Source organism: Burkholderia sp. Bp9012, from assembly GCF_003853825.1.
Classification (GTDB): domain Bacteria; phylum Pseudomonadota; class Gammaproteobacteria; order Burkholderiales; family Burkholderiaceae; genus Burkholderia; species Burkholderia diffusa.
The window spans coordinates 173,671-188,321 of record NZ_QTQA01000010.1 but is presented as its reverse complement, the minus strand read 5'-3'; the positions used below and the strand labels follow the sequence as shown (position 1 = coordinate 188,321).

The window sequence follows — 14,651 nt, the reverse complement described above, 5'->3', positions numbered from 1 at the left end:
GTCCTCCTGGCGGCTTGAAGCGGGGCCGTGCGATTCAGCAAGCGGCGTGCCGTTCGGCACGGGTGTCCGTCGAATCGCCGACGGTCATGCGTCGCGGCGCCTGGCCGGGTCCTGCCACGGGCCGTCATCGTGCGTGCCCGGCGGCGTGTCGGGCTCGATGCGCGTGATGCCGCCGGTCGCGGGCGGATCGCTCGCGGGGAACGTGTCCTCGAGCTGCTTGTCGATATGCCGCTCCGAGTGGCGCGTTTTCGTGTGGTCCTGGTCCTTGAGCGGCGGCGACGGGGCGGGACGCGGTTCGTGCGCCGGCGCGTCGCGGCCGGAACGGGTCGAATCCTTCATGGCAGGGCTCCGTGTCGGTGACGATGAGGCGGTTTTCGCGCAACGGCCGTGCCCGCTGCATCCGGACGGCACGCGACTTGCCGCGTCGGCGGCAACGACGACACCACGGCGCGCCACGCGCCGCACGCATGCGCACATCAAGCGGGAGGGCACGATGACGATTCCGAAACGGCGGCCAGGCGTGCGCTATGAAGTCAACGTATGTGGCGGAGGGTTCGAGTCGGTGAAAAGCCACTTCATCACGTGGAAGCAGGAGCCGCTGATCTACCGGCCCGATCGCCGCATGTTCGAAGGCAAGGCCGACGTGAGGCCGCTCGACGAGACGTTCGGCTCGACGGAGCCGGCGCGTTTCGCGCTGCAGCGCGCGTGCGACCCGACCGATCCGTATGCGCTCGCCGCGCGGGTGCGCGACGACGACCACGAGCTGTGGCTCGTGATGGCTGCGTACGACGGGTAGCGCGATGGTCTTGAAAGAATTGCAGCGCGCGGTGTAGCGAAGACACGTCGCGCCGGGCGGCGGCCTGCACGCTGGCGCGTCGACGCGCGGCAAGCGCCGACAGAGGCCGGCATGCGGCTTGCGGACCTTGGCGCATCGAGCGGCGAACGCGCCGCGCCGCGATCCGGTTCCGCGAGGAGAGCGCAACGATCGAATGCCCATGAACAGAGACACCACCCGAAACCCTGCTCAGTCGATGCACCGGCCCGAGCCGCCTGTGCCCGACGTCGGGCCGGACCCACAACCGCCCCCGCCGGACGACCTGCCGCCCGGCACGCCCGAGCCGTATCACGATCCGGAAGGCGATCCGCCAGAGCAGCCGCCGCCGGAACGTGAGCCGCCGACGCGGGAGCCGCCGATCCACGTGTCGCCGACGGGCGTGCCGCCGGTGGCGTTCACCCGATCCAAGGAGGGGCCACGATGAGCATCCGCGTGAAACCCGGCATGCTGCGCGACGTGGCCGAGACGCTCGGCCGCCATTTCGAGGCGCGGGCGATGCCGTTCGATGTCGAGGAGCAGCCGCCCGGCGCGCTGCGTTTCGGCTTTCGCATCGACGGCCATCCGGCGTCGCTGACCGTCACCTTCGACGCCGATGCGTTCGCGGCGCTCGAGCAGGCCGGTATCGAGCGGCAACGTGGTGCGCTGGCACGCGTCGCCGCCGAGTTCGACACGATGATGGCGCGCCGCGCGCCGACCGCGTATGCCGGCGATTTCCATTTCAACCGGCTCTGAGCCGTGTCGCCACGGCCGGCCCGGCGCCACCGATTCAACGGAGGATTCCGATGAAGCCGATCCAGTCGATGCGTGTGGGCGCCTGTGCGTTCGCCGCCGCGTGCGCGCTCGGCGCATGCACGCAACCGCAGGCCACTTACGGCACGCGCGGCGCTCCGCCGGCGCCGCCGGACGGTCATGGCGCGTCGCCGACCACGACGATGCCGGACGCGAACACGCGCTACGACACGCGTCCGTCGCCGTACAACACGATGCCGGCGGGCGCGGCCGGCGGTGAGGCGGCCGACGTGCCGCCGCCGGGACCGAACGGCGCGCAGGGCGACCGGACGATGCCGGGCACGCCGCCGCCGATGCAGTACTGACGTGACGTGCGGCACGTCGTGCGGCGGCTGCGGGCGGATACACCGGCGCGCCGGCGCGCAGCCGGTGCGTCCGCCCGGCGCGAATTCCGTGCCTCCAACTTGCCGGCACTTGTAAAAAAGGCAGCAGCCGGGGCCGCCGCAGGCGGGGTGCGAACCCGCGAGAGCCGCGACGGACGGCGCTTCGCCCCCTTGGCATGGAAGCTGCATGAATGCGTCTGCACGCAATTCCGCACACCGTCAGGAGGGCATCGATGTCCGTCACGCTTGCGCTCCAGATGCGACAGCATCTGGCACTCACGCCGAGGCTTCAGCAGTCCCTTCGCCTGTTGCAGTTGTCTTCGCTCGAATTCCAGCAGGAACTGCGGCAGGCGCTCGACTCGAATCCGTTTCTCGAAGATGGCCAGGGCGACGACGAAGCCGCCGCCGACGTGCCCGAATCCACCGCCGAAGCCGCGGCGCCCGAGCCGCCGCCAGAGCGCGAGGACGTGCGTCCGCCTGACGGCGAGGTGTCGTATACGGCGGCGCCGGCGCCGCGCGGCACGAGCCGCCAGGCTGACGACGCGAGCGACCTGTCGCCCGGCGAGTGGATGGCGGCGGAGCCGTCGCTGCATCAGCAACTGCACGATGCGCTGCGCCTTTATCAGCTGAACAAGCGCGACCGCGAGGCTGCGCGCATCGTGATCGATGCGCTCGACGAGGACGGCTACCTGCGTCAGGAGCTGGCCGAGCTGCTGGTCGCGGCCGATCCGGCGCTGCTGCTGTCGGAACAGGATCTCGCGGTGGCGCTGCGGCTCGTGCAGATGCTGGACCGTCCGGGCATCGCCGCGCGCTCGGTGTCCGAATGCCTGGTGCTGCAGCTCGACGCGATTCCAGCCGGCACGCCGGCGCTCGCGGCGGCGAAGGCGATCGCGCGCGACCATCTCGAACGGCTCGCGCGGCGCGAGACGGCGGAAATCCAGCGACGCCTGGGCTGCAGCCAGGCGACGATGCAAGCCGCGTGCGCGCTGGTGCGCACGCTCGATCCGCGTCCCGGCAACCACTACGGCAGCACGCGCGGCGACTACGTGATACCCGACGTGATCGTGCGCCAGGTGCGCGACGAATGGGTCGTGACGATCAACCCGGCCGTGCTGCCGCGCGCGCGGCTGCACGAGCGCTACGCAACCTTGTTCGCGCAGTCGAGCGGCGAGCACGATTCGCCGCTCGGCCAGCAGTTGCAGGAAGCGCGCTGGCTGATCCGCAACGTGCAGAAGCGCTTCGACACGATCCAGCGCGTCGGCGAATGCATCGTCGCGCGGCAGCGCGATTTCTTCCGCTACGGCGAGATCGCGATGAAGCCGCTCGTGCTGCGCGACATCGCCGAGGCGCTCGACCTGCACGAATCGACCGTGTCGCGCGCGACGGGCAACAAGTACATGGCCACGCCGCACGGCACGTTCGAGTTCAAGTATTTCTTCCCGCGCAAGCTGGAGGCAGCCGGCAAGGGCGTGTGCTCGGCGTTGGCCGCGAAGGTGCTGATCCGCGACATGATCGCGGCCGAGCGCCACTCCGACCCGCTGTCGGACGTCGCGCTCACCCAGAATCTGGCGGGGCGCGGCATCCTTCTTGCGCGTCGGACGGTGACCAAGTATCGCCAGGCGATGAAGATTCCGCCGGCTGAACTGCGGCGGCGCGACGCCGCATGACGATGCCGTTCGAACCGCGCGCGGCCTGCGCACCGCGCTGCCCGCGCGCACCACCGAGAGGAGGAAAGCCATGCCAGCCAAGTCCCAGGCACAGCAGCGTGCCGCGGGTGCCGCCCTGTCGGCCAAGCGCGGTGACACCAAGATGAAGGACCTGAAGCCGCCTGCGAAGTCGATGGCCAAGTCGATGAGCGAGAAGGAACTCGAAAAAATGGCTTCGACGCCGGCCCACGGCAAGCCCAGGCACAAGCACGATTCTTGATCGGCGGCGACACGCGTCGACGATCGCCATTCGTCAGGACTCCAGGAGGAATTCATGCTTCGATACGCCATCATCTTCTTCATCATCGCGATCGTCGCCGCCGTGTTCGGCTTCGGCGGCATCGCGGCCGGCGCGGCCGAGATCGCGAAGATCCTGTTCTACATCTTCGTCGTGATCTTCCTGGTCACGCTGCTGCTGGGCGTCGTGCGCCGATGACGGTCACGCCCGACCGTTCGCAGCGCATCGCTGAACTCGAAGCTGCGCTCGCGAACGGATTTCCGTCGGAGTCGACCCTCGTCGTGCATGCGGACGACGCGTCCGGGCGGCTGACGATCCAGGTGTCGTGGGTGCGGGTGCCGGTCGACGCGAGCGCGCGTCAGTGGCGCTGCGTGGTGGACCTGCGCTTCGAGCCGGACGTCCTCGCGCGGTACGTGTCTCTCGACTCGGCCGACCGGTTGCGCGTTCGGACGCATGTGTGCGACATGGCGCGGCGCGCGGTGGATGAACAGAAACCGCGCGTCGAGGACGCCGAGATCGAATGCAGCGTCGCGCTCGACGTGACGCGCGAGGAGCTGGATCGCGCGCTTCGCGCGCCCTGACGTCGCGGCAGCAGCCCGCCGTGACACCGGAGCGGGCCGTCGCGGCACGCGCCGGGCGGCTCGCTCGTTTCCCGTGACGGCTCCGTGCGCGCCGTGACGCACGCAGCCGTCCTTCATCGAACCGACAGGAGGGCGCGCGCATGACGCATCTGCCCGATCCGGCAATCCACCGCCACCCGACGGCGCGAAATCGCGCCAGCGCGCGGAGCGTTGCACAGGGGAGCCGGTTCGCAAGGCGCGCGTGCAAGCGGCAAGGAGGACAGGCATGGCCCCGCGGATGATATGGAAAGGCGCGATCAGCTTCGGGCTCGTTCATGTGCCCGTGCAGCTGTTTCCCGCGACACGCACCGTGAAGCCGTCGTTCCGGCTGCTCGACAAGCGCTCGATGGATCCGGTCGGCTACCGGCAGATCAACAAGCGCACCGGCAAGGAAGTCACGCGCGAGGACATCGTGCGCGGTTACGAGTACGAGAAGGAGCGCTACGTCGTGCTGACCGACGACGAAATCCGCGCGGCGAACCCCGAATCGACGCAGACCGTCGACATCCTGACCTTCGTCGACGAGGATGCCGTGTCGTTCCTCTATCTCGACACGCCGTACTACCTCGTGCCGGACCGCAAGGGCGAAAAGGTTTATGCGCTGTTGCGCGACGCACTGAAGGACAGCGGCAAGATCGGCATTGCGCTCGTGGTGATGCGCGACCGACAGCATCTTGGGGCGCTGATTCCGGTCGGGCCGCTGCTCGCGCTCGATACGCTGCGCTGGCAGGAAGAATTGCGGCCCCTCGACGAACTGACGGTGCCGGCCGAAGACGCGAAGGGCGCGGGCGTGACCGCGCGCGAGCTGGGAATGGCGAAGAAGCTGATCGACGACATGGCCGGCAAATGGACGCCCGACGAGTATCACGACACGTTCCGCGACGACATCCTCGAGCTGGTCGAGCGCAAGGTGCGCGCGGGCAAGATCGAAGAGATCGAGGAGCGGCCCGCACAGACGAGCCGCGCGGCGACCAACGTGGTCGACCTGACCGAGCTGCTGAAGCGCAGCCTGAAGGGCGGCGGCGGGGCGCGTGCGGCGGATCTGCGCGATGCGGGCGACGACGAGGATGCGAATACCGATAGGGCATCCTCGTCGTCGCGCGGCGGCGGGCGCCGCAAGTCGGTTTCGAAAACCGCGGTGAAGGGCGCGGCCACGAAAACCGCGGCGGCGAAACGGCCGTCCGCGAAACGTGCCGCGACCGGCGAGCATGCGGTGAAGAAAGCCACCGCGCGCCGCAAGCACGCCGCATGACGCCGCGCAAAGCGAGGTGATGCAATGCCCGGCAAGCTCGATCCATATCGCCGCAAACGCCACTTCGGCGCGACGCCGGAACCTGAAGGCGCGCACGGGCGTCGGCGTGCGAAGTCGGATGCGAAACCGTCCGCGCGCGGGCGTGCGCGCACCGGCCATCCGCTGCGCTTCGTGATCCAGGAGCATCATGCGCGGCGATTGCACTACGACTTCCGGCTCGAACTCGACGGCACGCTGAAGTCGTGGGCCGTGCCGAAGGGGCCGAGCCTGGATCCGTCGGTGAAGCGTCTCGCCGTGCATGTCGAGGACCATCCGCTCGAATATGCGTCGTTCGAAGGCGAGATTCCGGCCGGGCATTACGGAGCAGGATCGGTCGTCGTTTGGGACGAGGGCACCTGGACGCCCGACGGCGGCGTCGCGCAGGCACGCGACGGCTATCGCGCGGGCAAGCTCACGTTCCGGCTCGACGGCGAGAAGCTGCACGGCGGCTGGGCGCTCGTGCGCAGCGGGCGCCAGCAAGGGCGACAGGAGCAGTGGCTGCTGATCAAGGAGCGCGACGACGACGCGCGCGGCGCGGACGAATTCGACGTCGTCGGCGAGCGGCCGGGAAGTGTGCATGATGGTGCGGTGGCGCTGCCGGATTCGCCCGACGGCGCCACGCGTACGCGCCGTGTGCCGCGCGGCCGCGGCGACAAGGCCGCGAAACGCGCTGCACGTGGCGCGCGGCATGACGAACGCGACGATCATGGCCGTTCGCCGGCCGATCCGTCCGGGATCGAAGGCGCAGTGCGCGCGCCGTTGCCCGAGCGCGTCGCGCCGCAACTCGCGACGCTGGTCGACGGCCCGCCCGAGCAGGGCGACTGGCGCTACGAACTGAAGTTCGACGGCTACCGGATCCTTGCGCGTATTGCGGGCAAGGGCACACGCCGGCATGTGAAGCTGATGACGCGCGAAGGCCGCGACTGGACCGCGAAGCTGCGCGCGCAACGCGACGCGCTCGCCGCGCTCGACGTCGACGGCGCATGGTTCGACGGCGAGGCTGTCGTGCTCGGCGAGCACGGTCTTCCCGATTTCCAGGCGCTGCAGAACGCCCTCGGCGCAGGGCGCTCGGACGCGGTCACGCTGTTCGTATTCGATCTGCCCTATCTTGACGGTTACGACTTGCGGGACGCACCGCTCACCGCGCGCCGCGCGCTGCTTGAACCCCCGCTGGCCGACAGCGACCCCGCGCGGCTGCGCTTTTCGCCCGATCTCGGCGACGACGTCGCGTCGCTGATCGCGAGCGCATGCGATACCGGCCTCGAAGGGCTGATCGGCAAGCGCGCGGACTCGCGCTACCGGCCCGGACGCTCATCTGCGTGGATCAAGCTCAAATGCCGACGCCGGCAGGAGTTCGTGATCGGTGGCTATTCCGAGCCGTCGGGCAGCCGCCACGGCTTCGGCGCGCTGCTGCTCGGCGTGCACGAACCGGCGCCGGCCGGCAAGCGGCGGCGCGGGCCGACACCGCTGCGCTATGTCGGCCGGGTCGGCACAGGCTTCGACGCACGCATGCTCGATCGGCTTGCCGCGATCCTGCGCAAGCACGAGCGCGAAACGGCGCCGTTCGATCCGCCGCCGCGCGAACGCTCGCGCACGCGCGTGCACTGGATCGAGCCGACGCTCGTCGCCGAATGCGAATTCGCGGAGTGGACCGGCGACGGCATCGTGCGGCAGGCCGCATTCATCGCGCTGCGCGAAGACAAGCCGGCCGCGCAGATCGTCCGCGAAGTGCCGAAACATGCGAAAAATGCGGAACCGGAGGTGGCGATGGATCGACATCGAACCACGCACGCGGCTCACGAGGCGAATGGCCGCGAGCACCACGCGCGTTCACGGGCATCCACCCGCACGGCGGGCAACGATGCCGGCCCGGATCAGCTCGGCCGCGTGCGCATCACCCATCCCGACCGCGTGCTCGATCCGCGAAGCGGCACGCGCAAGATCGATCTCGCGCGTTACTGGCAATGGATCGCGCCGTGGCTGTTGCCGGACCTGAAGGGGCGACCCGTGTCGCTCGTGCGCGCGCCAGGCGACATCGCCGGCGAGCTGTTCTTCCAGAAGCACGCGGAGCGCCGCGAGATCCCGTTCGTCACGCAACACGCCGGGCTCGATCCAGGGCACGGTCCGCTGCTGTCGCTCGACAGCGTCGACGCGCTGCTTGGTGCCGCGCAGATGGGCACGATCGAACTGCATACGTGGAACGCGCACGCGTCGAACATCGAGCGGCCGGACCGAATCGTGTTCGACCTCGATCCTGATCCCGCGCTGCCGTGGAGCGCGATGATCGAGGCCGCGCAACTCGTGTGCGGGCTGCTCGACGAACTGGGGCTCGCGTCGTTCTGCAAGACGAGCGGCGGCAAGGGGCTGCATGTGGTCGTGCCGATCACGCGACACCTCGGATGGGACGACGTGAAGGATTTCTCGCGCGCGGTCGCGCAACACATCGCGGGTGCGTTGCCCGACCGTTTCACCGCGACGATGGGCCCGCGTCATCGTCGCGGCAAGATCTTCATCGACTACCTGCGCAATGGCCGCGGCGCGAGCACGATCGCCGCGTATTCGGCGCGTGCGCGGCCCGGGATGGGCGTGTCGGTGCCGCTGCGTTGGGACGAGGTGCCCGACACGACGGGCGGCGCGCAATGGACGATCGACACGCTGCACGAACGGCTCGACCGGCTCGAGCGCGATCCGTGGGAAGGCTACGACGACACGCGGCAGCGCATCTCCGCGCAGATGCGCGCGCGGCTCGGCGCGTCGTGACGTCGCCGGCGCGGTCAACGCCGGCGCTGCTGCAGGCGGTAATACCAGGCCATCAGCGGCGTCGCGGATACACCGTGCACGATCACCGACGCCGACACGACGGCCAGCACCGGCGCCGCGAGCGGGCGCACCGCGCTGGACGGCCCGTGTTCGAGCGCGAACAGCAGGTAATAGAACGAGCCGATCCCGCGTATCCCGAACCACGCCATCAACCGCCGTTGCGCGTGGGTCGCGCGCGAGCCGGTCAGCGTCAGCAACACGGCGAGCGGCCGCACGGCCACGAACAGCACGAGGGCGAGCCCGATTGCGCCCCACGTTACGAGCGGCGTCGATAGCGTCGCGAGCACGCTGCCGACCATCGTCATGATGAGCGCCTCGGCGATCCGTTCGAGCTCGATCGTGAAGTCCAGCACCGATTCGGTCATGAACGCGTGCACCTTCTCCGGATGCTTCTCGGTCGCGACCACGTCTTCCGAATCGATCCGGCCGATCACTTCGCGCGGCCGCCGGCCGCCGCTCGCGCGATGCTCGACGCGGCGCATCGCGACGCCCGCGGCGAACGTCGCGATGAAGCCGAACGTATTCGCAAGCTGCGCGACGCCGAACGACAGCACGATCAGCGCGAGCGCGAAGAAGCCTTCGAATCCGAGCGCCTGCGCATGGCGGGTGCGCAGCCAGCCAATCGCCTTGGTGGTGGACGCGCCGAGCACGCCGCCGATCGCGGCCGCGCCTGCGATGCCCCACAGCGCGGCCAGCGCGAACGCAGCCGACAGCGCTGGCCGCGCGTGCGGCATGTCGGACGCACCGCACAGCGCGAGGCCCGCGAGCGCGAACGGCAGCGCGATCCCGTCGTTCAGCCCGCCTTCGCCGGACAGCGCGAAGCGCACCAGGTCGCGGTCGCCGGGATCGTGCACCTGCACGTCGTGCGCGAGCACCGGGTCGGTCGGCGCGAGGATCGCCGCGAGCAGCAGCGCGGGGCCCCAGCCGAGCCCGAGCGTCACCACCGCGCAGCCGGCGAGCAGCGGCACGGTGACGATCATCGCAAGCAGGCCGAGCCGGCAGGGCACGAGCCACAACTTGTCGGACAGCGGCACGCGCAGCCGCAGTCCGATCGCGAACAGCGACACCAGCAGCGCGACTTCGACGATCTCGCGCAGCAGCGGCGCGTCGCGTTCGATGTCGAGATGCAGGAGTCCGGCGCCGGACGGGCCGAGCGCGACGCCGAGCGCGAGATAGATCATCGCGCTGCTGCATGGCAGGTGACGCAGCGCCGACGTCGCGACACCCATGGCCATCAGCACCGCGCCGATGATCAGATACCACAGCGTTTCATGCATGCGTGCAGGCGGAGCAGGTCGATACGGAGCGGTTGGGGGGGAGCGTCACGGCTTGCGGCCGAACGCCTCGCGCAGTTTCCGCTTCGCGCGTTCGAGCGTCGCGCGGCGTGTTTTCGGCAGGTTGCGGCCCGCGCGGTTCACATAGAAGTTGAGCATCGACATCGCCGACTGGAACGGCGGCGCCTTGCGGCGGCGGCTGTGTTCGGCCGAGCGCTTGAGCGACGCCGCGATCTCGCCCGGGTCGTCGGACTTGAAGATCTCGGGTTCGATGTCCAGCGCATCGCTCTTTTTCATGACGTCGGCGGACCAGCGCTTGCGATGATGCGGATCGTTGCTGCGCGCGCGGCCGGGGCGGCGCGTCACGCGTTTGCCGTGCGGACGGGAAGCGGAAGCTGAAGGCATGACAGGGCTCCGTACGGGATCGATGGTCCTGCGCAGCAAGCCGCATGCCGCGCAGCGCTGACGGCACGTGCCTTGCTGAACCAGGGACGCAGGAAATTCCACGACAGCGGTTCCATCGAGGGAGAACGTTCCATGAAGCCAGTATTCGAATCGAAATTCGCTGCGCGCCGGATCCTTGCATGCGCGGCCGTCGCACTCGTCGCGGCCGCACCGGCCGCGTGGGCACAGAATTCGCAGCGTTCCGACGAAGGCACGGGGGCGCCGATCCTGTCGCCGCCAGACACGTCGGCACAGAGCGCAGGCGGCAGCATGTCGAATGGCAATACGGCGGCGCCGCCGCCCGCGACCCGCATGCAGGAGCCACGCGCCATGCGTTCGCACGCGCGCCCGCATGTGCGCACCAAGCCGGGCGGCCCGAGCGGTGCCGGCACCGGCGGTAGCGGCAGCACCGGCGGCGCCAACGGCGGTGGCAGCGCAGGGGCGGGCGCGACGGGCGCGGGCGGTGGCGGCGCGGGCGGTACGGGCGGTACGGGCGGCGCCGGTTCCAGCGGCTACTGACGATCACGGCGGCGCGCCGGCGTAACCGGCGCGACGCGATGGCGGGCGCCGGCCGCGGGGCGGCACATCGCCACCACGCAGGAGGACATGATGCACTCGAACCAGCGGACCTCGTTCGATCCGACCGAACTGGACACCGACGAGGTCGATACGGACGATCTCGATACGACGGTGCATGTCGACATCGAGACCGGCAGGATCACGTTTCATGCGGCCTGGGCCCTGGCGCCCGATGCGCCGCCCGATACCGCGCGGCACTCGGTCGTGCTCGCACTCGACTACGACACGATGGAGCGCTACGTCGATCTCGACGACGACGCCCGAATGCGCGTGCACGCGATGTTGCACGATGCCGTGCAGGCCACGCTCGACACGCTGCCCGACGTCACCGAGGATTTGACGCTGACGGTCGAGCTGACCGACGCGATGCTCGACGCAGCGCGTCATCTGCAGTGAGCGTGTCGAGCCGTTAGCGACCCGCCACTGGCGCGACCTTGCATGACGGCGCCGGGCGGCAGTCGCGGGCAGTCGCGTTACATCCCTTTGAAATCTTTGCAGACGCGCGCGGCGCGGCGTGACGTCGGGCCTTACGCGTCACGCGGCGGCTCATGCGCGTGAGGCCATTCGGGGATTGCGGGTCGCGCCCCATGGACGCGATGGTGCGTGCAGTGGCGTCCCCGTGCGCGCGGCAGGCACGCAGATTGCTGCACGACAGGCACGGCACGACCGATGCCGCGACATCAACAGGAGGGCGCTCCATGATCGGCAAGCTGGACCATTGCAAGGTGGCGATACTCGCGGTCGACGGCTTCGAGGAAGCCGAGCTCGTCGAGCCGCAGCGCGCGCTCAGGGCCGAAGGCGCACAGGTCGACGTGATTTCGCAGAAGCCCGGCGAGATCCAGGGGCTCAGGCACGTCGACAAGGGCGATCGCGTGAAGGTCGACCATACATTCGACGATGCGCGCGAAGGCGACTACGACGCGGTCGTGCTACCGGGCGGTGTCGTCAACGGCGATGCGATCCGGATGGTGACGGCGGCGCGCGAATTCGTGACGGCGGCAGTCGGTGCGGGCAAGCCGATCGCCGCGATCTGTCACGGCGGCTGGCTGCTCGTGTCGTCGGGGCTGGTGGACGGCCGCACGATGACGAGCTGGCCGAGCCTGCAGGACGACATCCGCAACGCGGGCGGCAAGTGGGTGGACCAGGAGGTCGTGCGCGACGGCAACCTGATCACGAGCCGCAAGCCCGACGACCTGCCCGCATTCAACGGCGCGCTGGTGCAGTGTCTGGCGTCGCGGGGGGCCTGAGCGATGCCCGCCGGTTCCATCCATCACGTGACGCTGACTGACGGGCTGCCCGAGTTCGACGGCGCGGCGCTGCAGATGCGCTTCGTGGTCGAGGTCGATGGGAAGCCGCTCACATGCGCGATCACGGTCGAAGCGCTCGAGGATCATTTCGGCGCGCGCTCCGCCCTCGAGGCCGACCTGCGCGACGCGTTCGAGCGCGGCCGTGCGCGCATCGAGGCCGCGTGCGAGGAAGTGCTCGCGGACGGCGAGGGCGGCGTGGAACTGCACAGCGGCTATTTCCGCGCGCGCGATCAGGCGGCGGGGAAAACGGCGCGGGCGGGACTGTTCCGTTCGAGGAAGTCGTAATCCGCGCGGCTGCGCGACGCCGGCGCGGGCCGGCTCGCGGGCCGCGCGTGTGCTCGCTTACACGCCGTTGAAAACTTTGCAGCAGCCGTCACGCGGTTCGTGGTGACACATCGCACCGCGCGCCGGCCGCGAACGGGGCGGCCGCGTCCCACGATCTGGCACGCTCCCTGCATGCTTCTCCCGTCACCGGCGCCCGTTTCGCGCCGTGCGTCGCCGCGATGCCGCCGCTGCATCGTGCGAAGCCGTCAACGGGGAAACAAGCATGCTGACCGCCCATGAATTTGCCGCGCTGTTCCTGGTGCATCGCGCACCGGAACAGATCCAGACCGACCGCGACGACATCGTCGCGCTGGTGGAACGACAGTTGATCGTGATGCGTCCGGACGCGTCCGGCACGAGCCGCCCTGCGCTGACCGCCGACGGGTTGACGGTCGTCCGGTGCGTGCAGCGGGACGCCGGCCGCGACGCGTGACACGCGATGCATGATGCTCGCGCGCGGGGCCGGCGCGCGGTTCAGCGTGCGATCGCGACCGGCGCGTTGACCTGCACGACCGGGGTATCGCCGTCGAACGGCGGCGCGAACCAGAAGCGGTCGATCACGCCGGTCTCGAACAGCAGGCAGCAGGTCGAGCCGCCGTACTGGAAATAGCCGATCTCGTCGCCCTTGTCGACGCGCTGCCCCGGCACGACTTCGACGATGCAGGACGAGACATCGCCCATTCCGACGAACACGGCCGCGACGGTCCCGATCCCGGGATCGTCGCAGTCGATCGCGACGATCGCGCGTGCGGCGACGGCCGTCATGTATCCCTGCGAGTCGTTGAGCCCGGCCGGGTCCGGGCCCTCCGCTTCGGCGACCGAGTAGTAGGTGCCGTCGACCCGGTACGCATGCGTGACGGTGCCGCGTACCGGTGCGTGCCAGCGATGATAGTTGTACGCGCTCAGATACGCCTGGTACAGATCGCCGCCGACGAACCGTTCGGCGAGCGGCAGTCGCGCGGGCGTGAAGATGTCGCGCAGCGAATATGGCTGGCCCTTGATCCAGAACCTATCGCGGATCTTCACGTTCGATGCGGTTTGATACGGCGCGGCCTCGCATGCGCTGACGATCACGTGCGCATCGTCCGGTGCCGCGACCGGCCGCGCACCCGCGCGAAAGCGTCGCGTGAAGAAGTCGTTCCACGAGTCGAAGCCCCAGTGCGGCTGGTCCTCGCGATACTGGAACTGCGACAGGCCGAGGCGCTTGCGCGCCTCGTCGCAGAACCAGCCGTCGGGCGGCGACGTGTCGAGATGCGCGCGCGAATGCGGGCCGCCGAGGAAGTCGCACCACACGTTCAGCACCCGCTTCAGATGCGCGTTGACCGCCGCGTCGCGAAACACCGCGTGGCCCGACGGCATGCACATCGGCCAGTCGAGAAACGCATTCAGCGGGCACACGATCAGGCTCGTTTCACTGAATGGCGGCGTGTAGGTCATCAGGTGATCGATCACCATCATTAGTTCGTCGATCGATGCGTAGCCGAGCGTGCGGCCCGCTTCGCGCGCCTCGTCGATCGCGCGGGTGAGGCTCATGCGCAGCACGGCGTCGTCGTCGAACAGCCGCGCGAGTTCCTGCACGGCCGGTGTGCGCAACTGTTCGCCGGCATGCGCGCGTGCGTCGTTCGCGATTTTTTCGCGGTACGCGGCCATGTGCGATTCCTCTTCGGTCATCCATTCGCCGAGGCGATGGCGCGTGGCGGGCGACGTGCTGGGATCGGTCGGCATGCTCATCTCCGGCAAGAATTGCGATACGAACGCAGGCAGCAATGCGCTTGCCCGGTGCGCGGCATCGAAATTGCTGCATCGGGGCGATGGATGCTTTCGACGACTCAGGAGTGGACACATGAACGCAGCCTCGAATGTGCGAAAGACGAACGATGCGGCGTCGACCGACGAGCGCGGCGGCGATCAACAGCGGACCGTGGCGCCGACCCGCACGCGGGCACGCGTGCGCGCGGCGACGTCACGTAACGCCGGTGACGCTGCACGGCAGGCCGAACGCGGCGGCGGGAACGGGCCGGTGGCGACGAGCGGCGGTCACAAGACCGCCGAGCCGCATTGGGAAGATGACAGCGGCGCGATGCCGCCGGAAGAGTGATCG

The 14,651-nt window shown here is 69.4% G+C and carries 20 protein-coding genes; 16 read left to right on the top strand and 4 right to left on the bottom strand.

The window, feature by feature from the left end; genetic code table 11:
* Positions 1-84: 84 nt before the first annotated feature.
* On the bottom strand, positions 85-339 hold the full coding sequence (locus DIE11_RS16125) for a hypothetical protein (protein ID WP_124625443.1): 255 nt from the start codon (positions 337-339) through the stop codon (positions 85-87).
* A gap of 154 nt (positions 340-493) precedes the next feature.
* Here DIE11_RS16125 and DIE11_RS16120 point away from each other — a divergent pair, with 154 nt between their 5' ends.
* The 10 genes from DIE11_RS16120 (at position 494) to ligD (ending at position 8,562) form a co-directional block, all read left to right on the top strand.
* The gene (locus DIE11_RS16120; RefSeq protein ID WP_124625620.1) at positions 494-796 is read left to right on the top strand and encodes a hypothetical protein; all 303 of its coding nucleotides are present in this window, start codon (positions 494-496) and stop codon (positions 794-796) included.
* Between the two features lie 193 nt (positions 797-989).
* Positions 990-1,259 (top strand): hypothetical protein, encoded by a 270-nt coding sequence (locus DIE11_RS16115; protein ID WP_124625441.1) that lies wholly within the window; start codon positions 990-992, stop codon positions 1,257-1,259.
* Positions 1,256-1,567, top strand: a complete 312-nt coding sequence (locus DIE11_RS16110) for a hypothetical protein (protein ID WP_124625440.1) — start codon at positions 1,256-1,258, stop codon at positions 1,565-1,567. Before DIE11_RS16115 ends, DIE11_RS16110 begins: the two co-directional genes overlap by 4 nt.
* A gap of 50 nt (positions 1,568-1,617) precedes the next feature.
* Positions 1,618-1,929 carry a hypothetical protein gene (locus DIE11_RS16105; protein ID WP_059602383.1) on the top strand — a complete coding sequence of 104 codons (312 nt, stop codon included), beginning with the start codon at positions 1,618-1,620 and terminating at the stop codon, positions 1,927-1,929.
* Positions 1,930-2,180: 251 nt separating this feature from the next.
* Positions 2,181-3,614 (top strand): RNA polymerase factor sigma-54, encoded by a 1,434-nt coding sequence (locus DIE11_RS16100; RefSeq protein ID WP_124625438.1) that lies wholly within the window; start codon positions 2,181-2,183, stop codon positions 3,612-3,614.
* A 70-nt stretch (positions 3,615-3,684) separates the two neighbouring features.
* Positions 3,685-3,873, top strand: coding sequence for a DUF3008 family protein (locus DIE11_RS16095; RefSeq protein WP_059536983.1), 189 nt, complete (start codon positions 3,685-3,687; stop codon positions 3,871-3,873).
* A 54-nt stretch (positions 3,874-3,927) separates the two neighbouring features.
* Positions 3,928-4,089: a DUF1328 family protein gene (locus DIE11_RS16090; RefSeq protein ID WP_027792525.1), complete on the top strand. Its 162-nt coding sequence runs from the start codon at positions 3,928-3,930 to the stop codon at positions 4,087-4,089.
* Positions 4,086-4,472 carry a DUF3022 domain-containing protein gene (locus tag DIE11_RS16085; protein WP_124625436.1) on the top strand — a complete coding sequence of 129 codons (387 nt, stop codon included), beginning with the start codon at positions 4,086-4,088 and terminating at the stop codon, positions 4,470-4,472. Before DIE11_RS16090 ends, DIE11_RS16085 begins: the two co-directional genes overlap by 4 nt.
* 265 nt (positions 4,473-4,737) lie before the next feature.
* The gene (locus DIE11_RS16080; RefSeq protein WP_124625434.1) at positions 4,738-5,763 is read left to right on the top strand and encodes a Ku protein; all 1,026 of its coding nucleotides are present in this window, start codon (positions 4,738-4,740) and stop codon (positions 5,761-5,763) included.
* Between the two features lie 24 nt (positions 5,764-5,787).
* Complete coding sequence (gene ligD, locus DIE11_RS16075; RefSeq protein ID WP_124625432.1) at positions 5,788-8,562, top strand: DNA ligase D; 2,775 nt, start codon at positions 5,788-5,790, stop codon at positions 8,560-8,562.
* Positions 8,563-8,576: 14 nt separating this feature from the next.
* Here the strand turns inward: ligD and DIE11_RS16070 are convergent, their stop codons facing one another.
* Together DIE11_RS16070 and DIE11_RS16065 are read right to left on the bottom strand one after the other, a co-directional pair.
* Complete coding sequence (locus DIE11_RS16070; protein ID WP_124625430.1) at positions 8,577-9,899, bottom strand: sodium:proton antiporter; 1,323 nt, start codon at positions 9,897-9,899, stop codon at positions 8,577-8,579.
* Between the two features lie 45 nt (positions 9,900-9,944).
* Positions 9,945-10,301: a DUF3175 domain-containing protein gene (locus DIE11_RS16065; RefSeq protein ID WP_059680902.1), complete on the bottom strand. Its 357-nt coding sequence runs from the start codon at positions 10,299-10,301 to the stop codon at positions 9,945-9,947.
* Positions 10,302-10,433: 132 nt separating this feature from the next.
* On the opposite strand from DIE11_RS16065, the gene DIE11_RS16060 reads away from it, so the two are divergent.
* The 5 genes from DIE11_RS16060 to DIE11_RS16040 all read left to right on the top strand — a co-directional run bounded on the left by DIE11_RS16060 (position 10,434) and on the right by DIE11_RS16040 (position 12,983).
* On the top strand, positions 10,434-10,859 hold the full coding sequence (locus DIE11_RS16060) for a hypothetical protein (protein WP_124625428.1): 426 nt from the start codon (positions 10,434-10,436) through the stop codon (positions 10,857-10,859).
* A 90-nt stretch (positions 10,860-10,949) separates the two neighbouring features.
* On the top strand, positions 10,950-11,315 hold the full coding sequence (locus DIE11_RS16055; protein WP_059602873.1) for a DUF3022 domain-containing protein: 366 nt from the start codon (positions 10,950-10,952) through the stop codon (positions 11,313-11,315).
* Between the two features lie 302 nt (positions 11,316-11,617).
* Positions 11,618-12,166, top strand: a complete 549-nt coding sequence (locus tag DIE11_RS16050) for a type 1 glutamine amidotransferase domain-containing protein (protein WP_124625427.1) — start codon at positions 11,618-11,620, stop codon at positions 12,164-12,166.
* A 3-nt stretch (positions 12,167-12,169) separates the two neighbouring features.
* Positions 12,170-12,511, top strand: coding sequence for a DUF1488 domain-containing protein (locus DIE11_RS16045; RefSeq protein WP_124625425.1), 342 nt, complete (start codon positions 12,170-12,172; stop codon positions 12,509-12,511).
* 262 nt (positions 12,512-12,773) lie between these two features.
* Positions 12,774-12,983 (top strand): hypothetical protein, encoded by a 210-nt coding sequence (locus tag DIE11_RS16040; RefSeq protein WP_124625423.1) that lies wholly within the window; start codon positions 12,774-12,776, stop codon positions 12,981-12,983.
* Positions 12,984-13,024: 41 nt separating this feature from the next.
* Here DIE11_RS16040 and DIE11_RS16035 read toward each other — a convergent pair whose 3' ends face one another.
* Positions 13,025-14,275, bottom strand: a complete 1,251-nt coding sequence (locus DIE11_RS16035; RefSeq protein ID WP_124625421.1) for a phosphatidylserine decarboxylase family protein — start codon at positions 14,273-14,275, stop codon at positions 13,025-13,027.
* Between DIE11_RS16035 and DIE11_RS16030 the strand changes: the two genes are divergently transcribed.
* Positions 14,274-14,648, top strand: a complete 375-nt coding sequence (locus tag DIE11_RS16030) for a hypothetical protein (RefSeq protein WP_226117381.1) — start codon at positions 14,274-14,276, stop codon at positions 14,646-14,648. The two genes, DIE11_RS16035 and DIE11_RS16030, sit on opposite strands and share 2 nt — an antisense overlap.
* Positions 14,649-14,651: the final 3 nt, after the last annotated feature.